The organism is Streptomyces sp. NPDC001606 (assembly GCF_053596835.1).
Genome location: NZ_JBSFHC010000008.1, coordinates 143675 through 161076 on the forward strand (window position 1 = coordinate 143675; position 17402 = coordinate 161076).

The following is a 17402-nucleotide window of genomic DNA, read 5'->3' on the forward strand; positions in this document are numbered from 1 at the left end:
TTCCGGTCCGGCTGTGCCTCACATACTGCCCTCAGGGGCAGGCCGGAGGCACAGACTCCGCGCATGTGCGCCAACAAGTTGCAACCCCCTGCAACCCTGGTGAACCGTACGGGATCGGCCGAGACTTGACCCTGAGCGGGGGTGGTGCCGTGTCGGCGCAGCACCACCCCCGCCGGGAGTCCGGCCGCCGCACGGCGGCAGCGCCCCGCGCGCGGCGCCGGCGTGCGCCGGAGCGCCCGGGCCGGCCGGGCGGCTCCCCGTGGCCCCCGGCCGGATCAGGCCGGCCGTGCCCGCTCGACCACCGAGGCCAGGTCCAGGCCTGCCGGCAACGTGCCGAAGGACGCCCCGTGGTCGCCGCCCAGGCGTGACGCGCAGAACGCGTCGGCGACCTCCGGCGGGGCGTGCCGGACCAGCAGCGAGCCCTGGAGGACTACCGCCAGCCGCTCCACCAGACGGCGGGCGCGGCCCTCGATGCCGTCCAGGTCGGCGAGTTCGGTGAACAGGTCCTTCACCGCCCGGTCCAGACGGTGGTCGGCGCCATGGGCCCGGCCGATCTCGGTGAGGCACGCATCCAGCGCACCCGGCTCCCGTTGCAGCGCCCGCAGCACGTCCAGCGCCTGGACGTTCCCCGCGCCCTCCCAGACCGAGTTCAGCGGCGACTCCCGTACCAGCCGGGGCAGGCCGGAGTCCTCGACGTAGCCGTTGCCGCCCAGGCACTCGGCGGCCTCGACCGCCACCGGCGCACAGCGCTTGGTGATCCAGTACTTGGCGGCCGGCACCGCCAGCCGCAGAAAGGCGCGCTCCTGCTCGCCGCCGTCGTCGTACGCCGCCGCCAACCGCAGCGCGAGCGCGGTCGCCGCCTCCGACTCCAGTGCGAGATCCGCGAGGACGTTGCGCATCAGCGGCTTGTCGGCCAGCCGCCCGCCGAACGCCTCCCGGTAGGTGCAGTGGTGGATCGCCTGCGCCACCGCCTGCCGCATCAGACCCGCCGAACCGAGCGCACAGTCCAGCCGGGTCGCCGCGACCATCCCGATGATGGTGCGTACCCCGCGCCCCTCCTCGCCCACCCGGCGCGCCCAGGTGCCGTCGAACTCGATCTCGGCGGAGGCGTTGGACCGGTTGCCGAGCTTGTCCTTCAGCCGCTGGATCCGGAAGACGTTCCGGGTGCCGTCGGGGAGGACCCGGGGCACCAGGAAGCAGGTCAGGCCGTCCGGGGCCTGCGCCAGCACCAGGAAGGCGTCGGACATCGGCGCCGAGCAGAACCACTTGTGCCCCGTGAGGGTGTAGGTACCGGCCTCGGCGAGCGGGCGGGCCTCGGTGGTGTTCGCCCGTACGTCGCTGCCGCCCTGTTTCTCCGTCATGCCCATGCCCATCAGGGCGCCGGCCTTCCGGTCGGCGGGCCGCAGCTCCCGGTCGTAGACCGTGGAGGACAGCCGGGGCTCCCAGACGGCGGCCAGCTCGGGGTCGGTGCGCAGCGCGGGCACGGCCGCGTGGGTCATCGACAGCGGACAGCAGTTGCCCGCCTCGACCTGCGTCCAGATCAGGAATCCGGCCGCCCGCCGCACATGCCCCGCCGGCCGGCTCCAGGCGCCCGTGAGGCCCGCCGAGACGCCCTTGCCGAGCAGCCGGTGCCAGGCCGGGTGGAACTCGACCTCGTCGATCCGGTGGCCGTAGCGGTCATGGGTGGCCAGCCGGGGCGGGTTCTCGTTCGCCTGCGCCCCCCACTCCTGCACCTGCGCCGATCCCGAGGCGCGGCCCAGCGCGGACAGCTCCGCGCGCACCTCGTCCAGCACGCCGGCATCGGTGTGCCGCTCGACCGCCTCGGCAAGGGCCCGGTCGGCGGTGAAGACGTCGTACCCGGCCAGCGGCGGCGGCTGGTTCGTCACGGTGTGGGTGGAGGTGCCTGCCATGACTGCGAACCTACCCGGGACGGTGCTGATGATGACCTATGGGCCGCGTGATGGCGGCTCATGCCGGCTCGGTGACCGCCTGGTACCGGCCTGTCGTCGGCCTCCAGAGTGGCACAGCACCGCACGCCGTGAGGCCGGATCCCGCCCACCTGCCCCGCAAGGTGAGCCGGGCGCGTCGCTGCGGATACCTTTGGGTCGTGCAGCCAGCAAGTGACACCCCCCAGCGACCGCCCGGGCGGCTCCACCGGGCCAGAGCCCTGTACCGGAACGTATCCAAGCGCAGGACCGCCTGGCTGCTGCTGAAGGACACCGTCAACTCCTGCATGGAGTACCGCATCCTGGGCCTGGCGGCCGAGGCCGCGTTCTTCACGCTGCTGTCGGTGCCGCCGCTGCTGCTCTGCCTCATCGGGCTGCTCGCCTACGTCGACACCTGGACCGGCGCCCACACCATCCGCAGCCTCGAGACCAACATCCTCGAGGCCTCGCGGACGGTCCTGTCGGACAAGGGCGTCAAGGAGATCACCCAGCCGATCCTGCACGACGTGATGAGGGGCGGCCGGCCCGACGTCATCTCCATCGGCTTCCTCTTCGCCCTGTGGTCCGGCTCCCGTGCGGTCAACGTCTTCATCGACACCATCACGGTCATGTACGGCCTCGACGGCGTCCGGGGCATCGTCAAGACCCGGATCATGGCCTTCCTGCTGTTCATCGTGGCCCTGCTGATCGGCTCGGTCGCGCTGCCGCTGATGGTGGCCGGGCCGGACGCGGTGGTGCGGGTGGTGCCCTGGTCGGCGACGGTGGTCCAGGTCCTGTACTGGCCGGTGGTCATCGTCCTGTCCATCGTCTTCCTGACCACCCTGTACCACGTGTCCGTGCCGGTCCGCTCACCGTGGATCGAGGACGTCCCCGGCGCCCTCGTCGCCCTCGCCATGTGGGTCCTCGGCAGCTTCCTGCTGCGGATCTACCTCACGCACACCATCGAGGGCGCCACCATCTACGGCTCCCTCGCCGCGTCCGTCGCCGTCCTGCTGTGGATCGGCGTCGCCGCCTTCGCCGTGCTCGTCGGAGCGGCCGTCAACGCCGCCATCGACCGGGTGTGGCCGGCCGCCGCCACGGCCACCGCCCGCGCGGCCAACGAGCGGATGCGCGAGGCCCAGGTCGCCGAGTACGTCGCCCGCGCCGCGGCGGCCCGGGAGAGCGACTCCGACGATCCCGACGACCCGGACGACCCCGACATGCCGTCGGAGTTCCCCGAGCGCTGGTCCCGCTTCCTGCCGCCGGAGGACGTGACCTCCCGCCTGCGCACGCATGTGAAGAGCCAGCACGTCCACAAGGGGCATGCGGGCAACGAGGCGAACGGCGTGAACGGCGTGAACGGGGTGGACGGAGGCAACGGGGGGAGCGAGGACACGGCGGGCCCGCAGAGGTAGGTCCGCCTCCTGGTCCGACGTCTGGCTCGACTTCTGGTCCGACTCCTGGTCCCCGAGGAGCGCTCCACCGTGGGGTGGAGTGCCGGCCGGAGCTCGCGGACCTTGGCCTCCACCTGTTTTCCACCCGGCTCTCCACCCCTGCTCCGATCCGCCGGACCCCGCCCCGCGCCTAGCGTTTTCCCAGGCCGGCACCGCCCGGCACGGAATCCGCTGCGGAGCGAGGAGGACCCCATGGCGCACCGGACGGGCAGCACGACGCGTGCGCGAGGGAAAGCGGGCGGGACGGCCCGCGGCCCCCTGCTCTCGCTCGCGGTCGACATCCTGCTGCCGCTCCTCGTCTACTACGCGGCCCGGTCCCTCGGCGCCGGCCAGGCACCGGCGCTGCTGCTGAGCGGCGCGCCCCCGGCTGTGCGCCTGCTGTCCGTTGCGGTGCGCCGGCGCCGGGTGGACGGCGTGGACCTGTTCTTCACCGTGCTGCTGGCCGCCGCCGCGCTGGCGTCCCTGCTGGGCGGTGGCACCCGGCTCCTCCTGTGCAAGGACGCGGCGCTGTCCCTGGTGGTGGGCGCCTGGGTCCTCGGCACGGGACTCACCCGGCGACCGCTGGCCTTCCAGCTGGGACAGAGACTGCACCGGGAACCGGCGGCCCTGGCGCGGGCCGGGTTCTGGCAGGACTCCGCGGAGTTCCGCCGGGGGCTGCGGGTCCTCACCCTGCTGTGGGGCACCGAGCAACTGCTCGACGGCGGCCTCGGCACGCTCGCCGCCCTCACCCTGCCCACCGACACGGTGCCGCTGCTCGTCCGGGCCCAGTCCCTGCTGCTGCTCGCCCTGACGGCACTGGCCAGCTTCGCCTACGCCCGCCGCTTCCGTACCCGCCACGGTCTCCCGCTCTTCGGTGTTCCCTCCGTCGCGGCGGATCGACGTCGGCACAGGCCGAAGGGCGTCCGGGCCCCGGGGCTCAGCGGAAGGTGACCGGTCCGTGGGGTGTGTCCAGGGTGAAGGAGAGTCCGGCCGGGCCCCGGGTGAGCGACAGTCCGGTGCCGAGGGCCGCGAGCGGGCCGTGCACCTCCTCCGGGGCGGGGAGGGCGGCCGTGACCTCCAACAGCGGGGTGACCGGCAGGCCGGAGGCGGCGGGATGACGGGAGTCGCCCCAGTCGATGAGGAACGGCACCAGGCCCGACGGGTGGCCCGCGGCGCCGTCGGTGAGCCGCCAGCGCAGCAGGGTGCCGTCCGGGGTGCGGCGGCTCATCGGCCGGGCGGGGCCGGGGTCGTAGCCTCGCGCGCGGGCCGCTTCGATCGCCGCGTCGAGGTCCGGCGGGCTGATGGCCCAGGTGAGCGTGCGCGGCCCGGTCAGCCGGTCGACACCGAACGGCCGCGGCCCCGCCGGTGCGGGCTGGTCCGGGTCCGGGCCGAGGATCTCCAGATAGCTGCGGCCCCCGAGCCCGACCAGATGGTTGCGGGTCCCCAGGCCCGGGTGCACCCCGCCGGGCGCCGGGGTCACCCCGGTCCGCCGGGTGAACTCCGCGACGGTCGCGGCCAGATCGGGCGTGGCGAGGACAAGATGGTCCAGGTACGGAGGGATGGCGTTCATCCCGGGGGAGGCTACGGTCAGCGGCCGGACGTCTCAAGGGGGTTCGGGCCGGCACGGCTCGCCGAGTGACGTTTCTGCGGTGAAAGCGTTCCCCCATTCAGGTGAGTAAAGCTTGTCTCAGTAGAAGGTCACATGAGTATCTAGAGATGCTCTTGGCTTGGTAAAGGGCGTCGAGACGCGGCGGGGCCCCCGCTCCGCGTCACCCACCCACAAAAGGAGCCGGACCTTGACTTACGGGAAGAAGCTGCGCGACCGGATCGCCGGGCCCGGGACCACCCCGCTGATCGGCGTGTACGACATGTACTCGGCGTCGATCGCGGCCAAGCACTACGACGGCATGTTCGTCTCGGGCTTCGGTTTCGCCGCGTCGTACTACGGCCTGCCGGACATCGGATTCATCGCCTGGCCCGACATGGTGGCCTTCGTCCAGCGGCTGCGGGGCGCGTTCCCGCACCACCACCTGCTGGTCGACATCGACGACGGGTACGTCGACCCGGAGGTCGCCTGTCATGTCGTCGAGGGACTGGAGCGCATCGGCGCCTCCGGCGTGATCCTCGAGGACCAGAAGCGGCCGCGTCGCTGCGGTCACGCCGACGGCAAGCAGGTGCTGCCGCTCGAGGAGTACCTGGAGAAGCTGCACCAGGTGCTGGAGACCCGCCGTGATCTCGTCGTGGTCGCCCGTACCGACGCCACCGACGAGCGCGACATCCTGCACCGCGCGGAGCGGCTGGCCGCCACCGACGCGGACGTCGTCCTGGTCGACGGTGTGCGCAGTGTCGAGTGGATCAAGCGGATCCGTGAGGTGGTCGGCAGTAAGCCCCTGCTGTTCAACCAGATCGCCGGCGGCAAGTCGCCCCGGCTGTCCCTGGGCGAGCTGTCCGAACTCGGCGTCGACGTCGCGATCTACAGCACCCCGTGCCTGTTCGCCGCGCACCAGGCGATGGACTCCGCGCTCTCGTCCCTCAAGGAGGCCGACGGCCGGCTGCCGGAGGTCGACCCGGCGAGCGGGGTCGGCGTGCGGGCGTCCACCAGTCTGCTGGAGCGCAACATCGCCCGCGAGCGGCTCATCCCCGAGGGTGTGGGCGTGTGAGCGGCGCCCTGCCCCGGCTCGGGGTGGCGACCGCCGTGGCCGCCGCGCTCCTCGGCGCCGGCGTCGGTCCCGCGGCCGCGTCCGGCAGTCTGATCACCGTGATCGACAACTCGCACGCCGACTCCTGGCTCGAAGTGGACCGTGCGGCCAACGTCCAGACCGGCAGCGGCACCGCGGGCAGCGACCACGACGGCAGCGCCGTGGACGTGGTCGAGGCCATCGTCGGGGCCGCGCACCGGCACGGCGTGGCGGACTGACCCGGCCCACCGGCCCCACCCACGGACAACGGCGGCCGGGCACCTCCCGCGCGAGGTGCCCGGCCGCCGTCCGTCCGGCCCCGGAAGGGGACCGCGTCTCAGTCCTCGCCGAGGTCGGGCCGGCCGTTCTCGTCGAGCTCGACGTCCTCCTTCGGGTCGTGCTCGTCGACGGCCGTCAGCACGGTGGCGCGGTGCTGTCCGGGAGCGAGGGTGCGAGAGGCGGCGTGCGCCGTGCCGTAGGCGGCGACCAGGGCGAGGGAAGCCACGGCGAGGGCCGCCGCGGAACGCGTGGTGAGGTTCATACCCAGACAAACAGGTACGCACCGGGCAAGGTCACCAGGGTGCGGCCGAACGGGCGGGCGGAGTGCGCCGTCTGCCGGGGCGGACCCGCCCTACAGGACGGCGACCGTCTGCGCGTCGGCGTACCGGAACCCGTCGTTGTCGAAGTAGAAGACGGTGACCTTGACCTTGTCCCCCTTGGCGAAGTGCGAGCCCACCGCCGGGCGCAGGTTCAGCAGTGCGACATGGTCGTTGTAGTCGCAGATCAGGTGGTCCTTCTTGATGGTGCCCGCCGCGATGGACTGGTCGTGGGTGCTGTGGTTGAGCGTCGTCGCGTTGCCGACGAGCTCGTGGTCCATGCCGACGTCGCAGGAGTACGTGACCTTCACCTGGATGCCGGGGGTGTGCAGGGACACCTTGTCGATGGCCAGCAGATTGGCCTTGGCCGCCGCGGACGGCGCGGTCGCCAGCGCGCCGGTGCCGATCAGCAGAGCGGTGACCGCGGTTCCGGCGACACGTCGGCGGAGACGGGATGACGTCATCTCGGTTCTTTCCTTCCCCCTTGCGCAGTCGCCCTTGGTCGATGTGTGGAGAATTCTCCAACTAGGCGGGCAACTGCGGCTGTTGGTCAATTGGACCTGAATGTTATGTGCTCGTGGAGTGATTCAGGGGCTCGACGGACGACGGTGCCCCGTGAGGAATGCCGCACCCCGCCGGATGAACCACTCCCGGCCCGACACCGTCAGCGCACCGGGCGGACCGGGAGCGCCTGCACGCTGTTGCCGATGAAGCTGCGCTGGCGGGGGAGTTCGGCCTCCGGCACGGCCAGGTCGAGGTCGGGGAAGCGGGTGAAGAGCGCTTCCAGGGCGATCGTGACCTCCAGGCGGGCGAGCGGGGCGCCCACGCAGTAGTGCGCGCCGTGGCCGAAGGAGAGGTGCCGGGCCGCGCCGCGCCGGGTGACGTCGAAGCGGTCGGCGTCCGGGCCGTGGAAGGCCTCGTCCCGCCCGGCGGCGGTGTAGCCGGCCAGTACCGGGGTGCCCCGTGGGATGACGGTGCCGCCGAGGGCCAGGTCGCGGGTGGGGTAGCGGAAGGGGAACCAGCTGACCGGGCCGTCCCAGCGCAGCGTCTCGTCCACCACGTCCGACCAGGTGGCCCTGCCGTCCAGGACCAGCGCCAGCTGGTCCCGGTGGGTACACAGCGCCCGGACCGCGTTGCTGATCAGATTGAGGGCGGTCTCGTGGCCGGCGACCAGCATCAGGCGCATGGTGCCGATGAGTTCGGCCTCGCTGAGCCGGTCGCCGCCGTCCTCGCGGGCGGCTATCAGGGCGCTGGTCAGGTCGTCGCCGGGGGCGGCCCGGCGGGCGGCCGCGATCGTGCCGAGCAGTTCCGTCAGCTCACGTACGGCGGCCATCACCTCCGCCGGGGTGGCGTCGGTGGCGATGACCATCGTGTAGGTGAGGTCGTGCAGCCGGGCGCGGTGCTCGGGGTCCACGCCGAGCAGCTCGCAGATGACGCTCAGCGGGAGCGGGAGGGCGACATGGGTACGCAGGTCCGCGATGCCGTCCGAGTCCTCCGCGGCGGCCCGGGCGAGGTCGTCGAGGAGACCGGCGGTCAGCTCCTCGATGCGCGGCCGCAGCCGCTCCACCTGGCGGGCGGTGAAGGCGTTGCCGACGAGGGAGCGCAGCCGGCGGTGGTCGGCGCCGTCGGCGGTGTGCATGCCCCGGGCGTCGGCGAAGACCCGCAGCGGCCAGTCCGCGGGGATCGTGCCGTCGTGCAGGGCCGGGCAGTGGCGGGCGTCCTTGGCCACGTCGGGGTGGGAGAGGAACTCCTTGAGCGCGTCGTGCCCCAGCACGACCGCCGCGGGCACCCCGCCGGGCAGTACGACATCCGCGACGGGCCCGCCGGCCCGCAGCTCGGCGTTCAGGGCGTGCGGGCAGCCGCCGGCGGGATCGACGACGTGGGCGGACGTGGGCGCAGGGAGGTGGGAGGACAAGCCGGGACTCCTGACGGTATGACGGATACCGGCCAACAGTGCGGCGTCGAGGGCCGCTTGTACAGCCCACCCGGCGGACACGTCCGTCGGGACCTGCGCTGTCCGGACGCGGCTTCAGCGACCCGGGGCGGGGGCCGGCGGCCGCACGGAGTCGCGTACGACGACATGGGTGCCCAGCACCAGATGCTCGCCGTCGGCGCCCCTGCGGCGGCCCGTACCGCCCTCGCGCCGGTCGGCCACCGCGCGCAGGGCGACCCGGCCCATCTCCTCGTAGGGCACGTGCACGGTGGAGAGCTGGGGGGTCAGCTGGGAGGCGAGCGGGATGTCGTCGTAGCCGACGATCGACACGTCCTCCGGCACCCGTTTCCCGGCCGCGCGCAGAGCCTGCATGGCGCCCGGCGCGACCACGTCCGTGCCGGCAGTACGGCGGTGAACTCCAGCCCCTCGCACAGGCTCTACCTGACGGCCCGGTACCCGTGCTCGTCGTCGTACGGGCCGTGTCTCACCATGCCCGGGTCGAAGGGCACGCCGTACGCCTCGAAGGCCCGCCGCGCAACCTGCCCTGCGCGGTGGTCAGTTCGGCCGGACCGGGCAGCACCAGGACCCGGCGGTGCCCGGCCGACAGCAGATGGCTGGCCATCGCGTAGGCGGCGCCCTCGACGCCCTTGGCGACATGGGCGAAGGCGGCACCGGTGATGTTGTTGATGAGGATGGCCACGGTGGGGGTGCCGCCGCCGGCCAGCGAGCGGGCGTGGGCGTTGGTGACGTAGTCCAGGTCGCGTACGACCCTCATCACGCGGCGGCGCAGGTCCTCCGAGACCGGGTAGTTGCCGGACAGCACGCGGGACACGCTCGCGACGGAGACGCCCGCCCGCTCGGCCACATCGCGGATGGTGGCCCGTCCGGCCTCGCTCACCGCCTTGCGCTGACCCACCCTTCGCGGCTCCTTCGCGTGAGTGACCCGGTCACCCGCGGGCCGAGGGCCCCTTCGGTGCGGGTTGCGGAAACCGTATCCGATGCCGGCTGCGGGGCGGCCTGCCCCGTGGACAAGCGCCGGCAGGGGCGCTCGCCGGCCGGTGCCGGCGTCGACCGGGGTGCGGCGGGCGCGGACTGCCGTGCACGTGGCTCGTGTTGCCGGTGGCCGGGGGCCGCCGGGCGCGCTCATGCGACCCGCGTCAGGTCGGAGTGCCGTACCTCATGGGCCAAGGGCTGCCCCGCGGCCAGCCGTTCCAGTTCCTCGACGACGATGCGCCCGAGCCGCTCCAGCTCGTTGCCCAGCGAGCCCGCGATGTGCGGGGTGAGAAACACGTTGGGCAGCCGGTACAGCGGGGACTGCGCGGGCAGCGGCTCGGGCTCGGTCACGTCGAGGATCGCGTGCAGCCGGCCCGACACCAGCTCCCCGGTGAGCGCGTCCGGGTCGACCAGGGCGCCCCGGGAGGTGTTGATCAGCACGCCCCCGTCCCGGATGAGGGCGAGCCGGCCGGCGTCGAGCATGCGGTAGGTCTCGGGGAGGTCAGGGGCGTGCAGGGTCACGATGTCGCTGCGCCGCAACAGGTCGTCCAGCGGCAGCAGTTCGGCACCGAGGGCGGCGGCCTCGGCGGGGCTCACATACGGGTCGTGCAGCAGGACCGTGAAGTCGAACGGCCGCAGCAGCTCCAGCAGCCGGCGGCCCACCCGGGAGGCACCGATGACCCCGACGCGACGGCCGACGTTCCCCGTGGCCGCGGTCTCGGCGTGGGCGGGGTAGGCGTGCGTGGCGCGGAACCGCTCGCGGTGCGTGAAGGCGTCCTTGCCGGCGAGCAGGATCATGGCGAGCGTGTACTCCGCGACGGGCACCGCGTTGCCGGTCGCCGCGCTCGACACGGCGACCCCGGCCTTCCACAGCGCCTCGCCGACCAGCGAGCGGACCGAGCCCGCGGCGTGCAGGACGGTGCGCAGGCCGGGCGCGACGGCCAGCACGTCCGCGTCCAGGCCGGGGCAGCCCCAGCCGGTGATCAGCACCTCGGCGCCGGCGAGGGCGGCCCGGGCGGCCGGGTCGGCGAAGTCCCGTACGACCAGAGCCGGGTCGAGGTCGCAGGTCTGCCGCAGCCGGGCCATGAGCGGTGGCGGGAAGAGCAGGGGCAGGTGCACCGGATCCATCGCGAACACGGCCCTCGGCGGCTGGCGGCTGGGCATGGCTCTCCTGGGAGTGGATGGGGGGGATGAGAGGGGGCGGCGCCGGAAACCTTTTCAGAAAGCGTCTTCTACCGTAGATCTGGCAGGAATCGCGGGTCAATGACCCGGCCGGGTGGGGGTGCGGCCCGGGGTGCCGACCCTGGGACCTGCTCGCCCGGGGGCATCACTGTTTTCGAAGTTCGCCGAGCCTCTTGACGTGCCGGGTGCCGGGAAGGAAGCTCCGGTGCACTGCTCGTAGCAAACGCTTGCTGAAACATCGCACCCCACCGCGTCCCTCATCTGCTCACCGCCCGCGAGGAGTCAGCACATGAACTCGCCGGACGCCCACGGCATCACCCCCGAACTCCCTCGGCACCAGCGGCGAGTCGGCCCTCGCCGCGGCCGCCGCCGGGCTGCCCGAGCCCTGGCAGAGCCAGGACCTCGGAGCCGTACGGATTCCGGGAGCCGCCGCCTTCGACGGGGAGCGGTTCCTGCTGGAGGCATCCGGCACCGCGCACACCGGCCGCCTCGTCCATCTCCCGCTGCCCGGCGACGGCACCGTCACCGCGCGGATCGTATGGCCGCTCAGCTCCCAGTACTCCAGAACCGGCGTCACCCTGCGCGCCTCCCTCGACGCGGACGCGGCGCACGCCGCCATGCTGATCCAGGGCCTGCCGCTGTACACCTGGAGCGGCGTGTGGAGCGTACGGCCCACCACCGGCGCGGCCGTCTCGGGCACCGGCAGCACACCGGTACCACTCACCCAACAAAAGGCGATCACGGTGAACGCCGGTTTCCCGCTCTCCGACCTCGGCGAACTGCCCGAGTCGGCCACCCCGCTCCAGGCCCCCCTGTCGAGGGCGCCGACGGCGGCTACCGGCTGCGGACGCCGTACTGGGTACGGATCAGCCGCCGCGGCGACCGGTGCACCGGGGCGATCTCATCGGACGGCGTCCGGTGGACCGAGGTGGGGTCGACGGTCTGCGACCTGCCGCACACCGCGTACGCGGGCCTGGTCCTCGCCTCCTGCCTCGGCGTCGACGCGGACTACGCCGAGACCGGCAGCGGCGCCTTCGACAACGTCAGGGTGACCACCGCCTCCGGGGACCTCTGGACCACGCCCCGGCCCGCCCGCACCGCCACCGGACTGACCGCGGCCACCGGCGCCGACGCCGTCGAACCGGCCTGGACCGACCCGGACCCCGGCGCCCGCTACACGGTGCTGCGCGCCACCGACGCCGACGGCCCCTACCTCACCCTCGCCACCGGCATCGGCCCGGTCGGCACCGGAACTCGCATCCGGCACACCGACGCCACCGGCACACCCGGCACCACGTACCACTACGCCGTGGCCAAGACCGGCGGCGGCGGACGCGGACCGCTGTCGGCACCTGCCGCCGCCACCATGCCGACCCCGTCCGTCCCCGAACTCCCGCCCGGGCTCACTGCGTTCGCCAACCAGGGGGACCCCTTCCGGCTGCGCCTGCGGGCCAGCCACGAACCCGTGCGGTTCACCGTCGGCGGACTCCCCGACGGCCTGCGTCTCGACCGGCGCACCGGCCTGATCTCCGGCACCCCCAGCACCACCGGCGTCCGCACGGTCACCCTCACCGCGGGCAACGCCTCCGGCACCGGCACCGGCACGCTCACCCTCACCGTCGGCACACCCCCGCCCGCCCCCTGGACCTACGGCGACCTCGGCGACCCGGTCCTGGACGACCGGGCCTTCGGAACCCTCGGCGTGGTCGCGATCCGCACCCCGGGCAGCACCGCCGTCGAGGACGGCTTCGTGGTGCGCGGCGCCGGGGTCGGCCTCGACGTCAACAACCAGGCGATGACCGGCCAGTTCGTACGGCAGCCGGTCAGCGGCGACTGCGTGCTCACCGCCCGGCTGGTCTCCCGCACCGGGGCCGGCGCCGACCGGGCCGGGCTGCTCATGGCCAAGTCCCTGTCGCCGTTCGACCATGCGGCCGGGGCGATCGTCACCGGCGGCACCGGCGCCCAGCTCATGCTGCGCCCCACCGTCGCCGGCGCCTCCGCCTTCACCGGCACCACCCCCGTCCGACTGCCCCTGCTGCTACGGCTGAAGCGCACCGGGCCCGCCTTCGCCGCGGCCGTCTCCACCGATGACGGCGCCACCTGGACCCCGCTCGCCACCGGTGAGATCCCGGGCTCCGGCGACGCCCCCTACCACGTGGGCCTGGTGGTCCGCTCCGGCGACCCGTCGGCCCTCGGCACCGCGCACTTCGACCAGGTGAGCGTCACGCCCAGCTGACCTCCCCCCACGAGGAGAACCCCACCTGACCTCCCCCCACGAGGAGAACATCGCGATGAACCGCCGCGAAGAACACCACCCCCACCCCCACACCGGCGCGCCGAGCCGCCGCGGTCTGCTGCGGACCGCCGCCGGCCTCACCGCCACCCTCGCCGTCGGCTCTGCGTCCGCCGCCCCCAGGGCGGACGCGGCACCGGCGGCCTTCACTCACCCCGGCATGCTCCACAACGCGGGGGACATCAACCGCGCCAAGATCCGCGTCGCGGCCGGCGACGACCCCTGGCTCTCCGGCTGGCACCGGCTGACCGCCAACGACCACGCCCAGTCCACCTGGACCCCCAACCCCCAGGCCACCATCGTCCGGGGCGGCACCGGCGAGAACTACGGCATCCTCTTCCACGACATCGCCGCCGCCTACCAGAACGCCCTGCGCTGGAACATCGCCGGCACCGCCGCCCACGGCGACTGCGCCGTACGCATCCTCAACGCCTGGGCGTCCACCCTCACCACCATCACCGGCAACTCCGACCGCTTCCTCGCCGCGGGCATCTACGGCTGGCAGTTCGCCAACGCCGCCGAGCTGATGCGCGGCTACCCGGGCTTCGACCTCCGCGCCTTCCAGGAGATGATGACGGGCGTCTTCCACCCGCTGAACAACCAGTTCCTGACCGGCCACAACGACGCCTGCGTCACCCACTACTGGGCCAACTGGGACCTCTGCACCATGGCCTCGGTCATGGCCATCGGCATCCTCACCGACGACACCTCCACCTACGACCAGGCCGTCACCTACTTCAAGAAGGGCGCCGGCAACGGCTCCATCGGACACGCCGTGCCCTACCTCCACACCGACGCGGACGGCCACGAACTCGGCCAGTGGCAGGAGTCCGGCCGCGACCAGGGACACACCCTGATGGGCATGGGCCAGATGGGTGCCCTGTGCGAGATGGCCTGGAACCAGGGCGACGACCTGTACTCCTACGACGGCCGCCGCTTCATGAAGGCCGCCCAGTACGTCGCCAAGTACAACCTCGGCGAGGACGTCCCCTTCACCACCTACACCTGGGGCAGCGGCCAGGACTGCGCCGAGCAGTCCCAGACCGTCATCTCCGACGAGTCCCGGGGCCAGGTCCGCCCGGTGTGGGCCATGCTCCACTACCACTACAACCGGCGCCTCCACCTCGACGACCGCTACATAGCCCGGATGTGCGACTCCGTCGCCCCCGAGGGCGGCGGCGGGGACTACGGCTCCACCTCCGGCGGCTACGACCAGCTCGGCTTCGGGACGCTGATGTACGCCAAGGAGCCGCGCGTACGCCGAACGGCCCAGCGACCGGCCCCGGCACCGGAATACCTCCGCGCAGTGTGGTGCTCTGATGTGTACAGGGCACGCGCGTCGCCGAGCGCGGTGCGACAGTCCGGCGAAGGGCTGGTGGCGATGACGGCAGACCAGACAGGCCCCGTGGTCAGAACCCCCCACGGGGCCGTACGCGGCCGGTTCGAGCGGGGTGTCGCGGTGTTCCGGGGCATCCCCTACGCCGCCCCGCCCTTCGGCCCCCGGCGGTTCCGCCCGCCCCAGCCACCCGACCCCTGGGACGGGGTGCGCGACGCGGCCGCGTTCGGTCCGACCGCGCCGAAACCGCCGTACTCCGAGGCGTTCGCCCACTATCTGTCCGATCCGGTGATCCCCGGCGACGACTGCCTCAACCTCAACGTCTGGACCCCTGACCCGGACCCCGGCGCCCGCCTCCCGGTCCTGGTCTGGCTGCACGGCGGCGCCCTGACCAGGGGCTCCTCCGCCGTACCCGTCTACGACGGCGCCACCTTCGCCCGCGACGGCGTCGTCTGTGTCTCGGTCAACTACCGGCTGGGCGTCGAAGGCTACGGACTCTTTCCCGACGCACCGCCCAACCCGGGGCTGCGCGACCAGCTCGCCGCGCTGCACTGGGTGCACGACGCGATCGAGGCCTTCGGCGGCGACCCCGGCCGGATCACGCTGTGCGGCCAGTCCGCCGGCGCCATCAGCGTCGGTGCCCTGCTCGCCGCGCCCCCGGCCCGCGGCCTGATCCGGCGCGCCGTGCTGCAAAGCGGCCCGCCCGAGGCCGCGGACCGCGACAAGGTACGGCGGATGGTGCGCCGGATGGCCGCCCGGCTGAAGATCCCCGCCACCGCCGAGGCCTTCGCCGCCGTCGACCGCGAGCTGCTGCTGCGCACCCAGGCCGAGGTCGGCCGGCTCAGCAGCCCGGTGCTGGGCGGCCCGGCCTTCGGCATCGTCGTGGACGGCGACCTCGTCCCCCGCGACCCGCTCAAGGCCCTGCTCGACGGGGACGCCGCCCCGGACGTCGAGCTGCTCATGGGCTGGACCCGCGACGAGTACCGGCTGTGGCTCGTGCCCGGCGGACTGCTGGAACGCGTCGACCGGCTCGGCGCCGTCGCCCTCGCCGGCGCCATGGCCCGCTGCCACACCGGCCACGAGGTACCCCGCGCCTACCGGGCCCTGCACCCGGACGCGGGCACCGCGGAGATCGTCGGCCAGATGGTCACCGACCACCTGCTGCGCGCGCCGCTGCACCGCCTCGCCGACGCCCGCCCCGGCAGCTCCTGGCTCTACGAGTTCGCCTGGCCCTCCCGCCTCCCCGGCCTCGGCGCCTGCCACGCCCTGGAACTGGGCTTCGTCTTCGACTCGGCGGCCGTACCCGAGTCCCGGCGGCTGGCCGGCGAGGGTGCGCCGCAGGAGCTGTGCGACGCGATGCACGCGGCATGGGTCCGGTTCGCCGCCGGAGCGGACCCCGGCTGGCAGCCGTGGGACGCCACCCACCCCGTACGGGTCTTCGGGGAGGGCGATCCCTCCACCGCGTACGGTCCCCGGGACGCGGAGATCGCCCTGTGGCCGGCGGAACCCGGCCCGCCCGCGGAGATCCGCGCCCCGGGGGCGGAACTGGCGGGCGCGGTGCGCAGACTCCGCCGGTCGGTCGGGGCGCGGCGCCGGTGAGGCCCCCGGCGGCCGGTGCGGCGCAAGGGGCCGGCCGCCCGGTGGGAGGTCCGGGCGGCCGACGGCTGTGGGGCGGCGGGGCGGGTCACTGAGGTGTCGGCCGGGCGCATCCCCCGGCCCCCGCAACCGACAGTACTGAGCCGAGCACGCGCCGTCACCGGCGTCAGGAGGCGCTGTTCGATCACCGGGCGCCCGCTGGCGCCCCCCGCGCGGGCAGGCGCTGAAAGGCGCACCCGCCGGGCCGTCGGGCACACCCGTACCCCTCGCGCGGGGGACTGCGGAGCCGGAACCCGGGCATCCGCACGAGCGTCTCCCGCGCCCCACCGGACGGTCCCGCCCTACGCGCCCTGCCCGCCCACCGCGTCCGCGAGCGCGGCGATCCCCTCCGGCCCCACCCGGCAGCAGCCCCCGATCAGCCGCGCCCCGGCCGCCTGCCAGCTCGCGACCTGCCCGACGGCGAACCGGGTGCGCCCCGTCCAGGCCCGCGCCTCCGCGTCCCAGGCCTCGCCGCTGTTCGGATACACCACGACCGGCTTGCCGGTGACCCGCGCCGCGATCTCCACGGCCGGCGCCACATCCTCGGGATCGCAGCAGTTCACGCCCACCGCGATCACTTCCTCGGCCTTGGCGGCGGGCGCGAACGCCTCCTCCAGCGGCTGCCCGGCGCGGGTCTGCCGGCCGTCGACGGTGTACGACAGCCAGGCCGGCACCCCCAGCCCGCGCACCGCCCGGAGCAGCGCGACCGCCTCGTCGCTGTCCGGCACGGTCTCCAGCGCGAGAACGTCCGGCGCGGCGGCGGCCAGCACCTCCAGCCGCGGCCGGTGGAAGCGCTCCAGCTCGGCCACGCTCAGCCCGTACCGGCCGCGGTACTCGGAGCCGTCCGCGAGCATCGCGCCGTACGGCCCGACCGACGCGGCCACCCACAGCGGCCGCCCGACGCCCGCCGCCCGGGCCTGCCGGGCCGCGTCGCGGGCCAGTTCCACACTGAGCGCGAGCAGGCGCGCGGCCTCCTCGCGGCCGATGCCGCGCCGGGCGAAGCCCTCGAAGGTGGCCTGGTAGCTGGCGGTGATGGCGACGCTCGCACCGGCGAGGTAGTAGGCGAGATGCGCCTCGGTGACCGCCTCCGGCCGCTCGGCGAGCAGCCGCGCGGACCACAGGGCGTCGCTCAGGTCGTGCCCGGCCGACTCCAGCTGGTTGGACATACCGCCGTCGAGCACGACCGTTCCGGCGGCGAGGGCGTCGGCGAGGCTGGGGGAGGGATAGCTGGTCATGTCCCGACGCTAGTCGAAGCGGAGCCCGGCCGGATCGGGCCGTCCAGCAGGTGAACAGCCCACCATGCCGCGTCTGACCTGCGGAAACCCTGGGATCCGCCGCTGATTGTGTCCATTTCATGAACAGATCGCCCACCATGTGGACTCGGGGGTTACGATCACG

The 17402-nt window shown here is 73.6% G+C and carries 12 protein-coding genes and 3 pseudogenes; 7 read left to right on the forward strand and 8 right to left on the reverse strand.

Translation table 11 applies throughout. The annotated features are described in order from the left end of the window. Positions 1-275: 275 nt before the first annotated feature. Complete coding sequence (locus ACWCV9_RS17360; protein ID WP_450787544.1) at positions 276-1910, reverse strand: acyl-CoA dehydrogenase family protein; 1635 nt, start codon at positions 1908-1910, stop codon at positions 276-278. Positions 1911-2107: 197 nt separating this feature from the next. On the opposite strand from ACWCV9_RS17360, the gene ACWCV9_RS17365 reads away from it, so the two are divergent. Both ACWCV9_RS17365 and ACWCV9_RS17370 read left to right on the forward strand, forming a co-directional pair. After that, positions 2108-3340, forward strand: coding sequence for a YihY/virulence factor BrkB family protein (locus ACWCV9_RS17365; protein ID WP_450787546.1), 1233 nt, complete (start codon positions 2108-2110; stop codon positions 3338-3340). Between the two features lie 231 nt (positions 3341-3571). Then, complete coding sequence (locus tag ACWCV9_RS17370) at positions 3572-4309, forward strand: VC0807 family protein (protein WP_450787547.1); 738 nt, start codon at positions 3572-3574, stop codon at positions 4307-4309. Here ACWCV9_RS17370 and ACWCV9_RS17375 read toward each other — a convergent pair. Next, entirely contained in the window at positions 4296-4928 is a 633-nt protein-coding gene (locus tag ACWCV9_RS17375; RefSeq protein ID WP_450787549.1) for a VOC family protein, read from the reverse strand. The genes ACWCV9_RS17370 and ACWCV9_RS17375 overlap by 14 nt on opposite strands. Positions 4929-5154: 226 nt before the next feature. Between ACWCV9_RS17375 and ACWCV9_RS17380 the strand changes: the two genes are divergently transcribed. Both ACWCV9_RS17380 and ACWCV9_RS17385 read left to right on the forward strand, forming a co-directional pair. Beyond that, positions 5155-6018: an isocitrate lyase/PEP mutase family protein gene (locus ACWCV9_RS17380; RefSeq protein WP_385840697.1), complete on the forward strand. Its 864-nt coding sequence runs from the start codon at positions 5155-5157 to the stop codon at positions 6016-6018. After that, a complete protein-coding gene (locus tag ACWCV9_RS17385) occupies positions 6015-6275 on the forward strand; it encodes a hypothetical protein (RefSeq protein WP_450787551.1) in 261 nt (86 codons plus the stop codon). The genes ACWCV9_RS17380 and ACWCV9_RS17385 overlap by 4 nt, the downstream gene beginning before the upstream one ends. 98 nt (positions 6276-6373) lie before the next feature. Here the strand turns inward: ACWCV9_RS17385 and ACWCV9_RS17390 are convergent, their stop codons facing one another. From ACWCV9_RS17390 to ACWCV9_RS17410, 5 genes and pseudogenes are all read right to left on the reverse strand, one after another. Continuing rightward, complete coding sequence (locus ACWCV9_RS17390; RefSeq protein ID WP_450787552.1) at positions 6374-6577, reverse strand: hypothetical protein; 204 nt, start codon at positions 6575-6577, stop codon at positions 6374-6376. 90 nt (positions 6578-6667) lie between these two features. Beyond that, positions 6668-7096 carry a hypothetical protein gene (locus ACWCV9_RS17395; RefSeq protein WP_450787553.1) on the reverse strand — a complete coding sequence of 143 codons (429 nt, stop codon included), beginning with the start codon at positions 7094-7096 and terminating at the stop codon, positions 6668-6670. Positions 7097-7296: 200 nt separating this feature from the next. After that, positions 7297-8547 carry a cytochrome P450 family protein gene (locus tag ACWCV9_RS17400; protein WP_450787555.1) on the reverse strand — a complete coding sequence of 417 codons (1251 nt, stop codon included), beginning with the start codon at positions 8545-8547 and terminating at the stop codon, positions 7297-7299. Between the two features lie 114 nt (positions 8548-8661). Further along, positions 8662-9481 (reverse strand): annotated as a pseudogene (locus ACWCV9_RS17405) (LacI family DNA-binding transcriptional regulator). Positions 9482-9708: 227 nt separating this feature from the next. Further along, entirely contained in the window at positions 9709-10722 is a 1014-nt protein-coding gene (locus tag ACWCV9_RS17410; protein ID WP_450787557.1) for a hydroxyacid dehydrogenase, read from the reverse strand. 341 nt (positions 10723-11063) lie between these two features. Here ACWCV9_RS17410 and ACWCV9_RS17415 point away from each other — a divergent pair. The 3 genes and pseudogenes from ACWCV9_RS17415 to ACWCV9_RS17425 all read left to right on the forward strand — a co-directional run. Beyond that, positions 11064-12976: pseudogene (locus ACWCV9_RS17415) on the forward strand (putative Ig domain-containing protein); the annotation flags it as partial. 55 nt (positions 12977-13031) lie between these two features. Then, positions 13032-14279: pseudogene (locus ACWCV9_RS17420) on the forward strand (alginate lyase family protein); the annotation flags it as partial. Positions 14280-14414: 135 nt separating this feature from the next. After that, positions 14415-15968 carry a carboxylesterase/lipase family protein gene (locus ACWCV9_RS17425; protein WP_450787699.1) on the forward strand — a complete coding sequence of 518 codons (1554 nt, stop codon included), beginning with the start codon at positions 14415-14417 and terminating at the stop codon, positions 15966-15968. A gap of 338 nt (positions 15969-16306) precedes the next feature. On the opposite strand, the gene mmuM is transcribed toward ACWCV9_RS17425, so the two are convergent. Further along, positions 16307-17239: a homocysteine S-methyltransferase gene (mmuM, locus tag ACWCV9_RS17430; RefSeq protein ID WP_450787559.1), complete on the reverse strand. Its 933-nt coding sequence runs from the start codon at positions 17237-17239 to the stop codon at positions 16307-16309. Positions 17240-17402 lie beyond the last annotated feature (163 nt).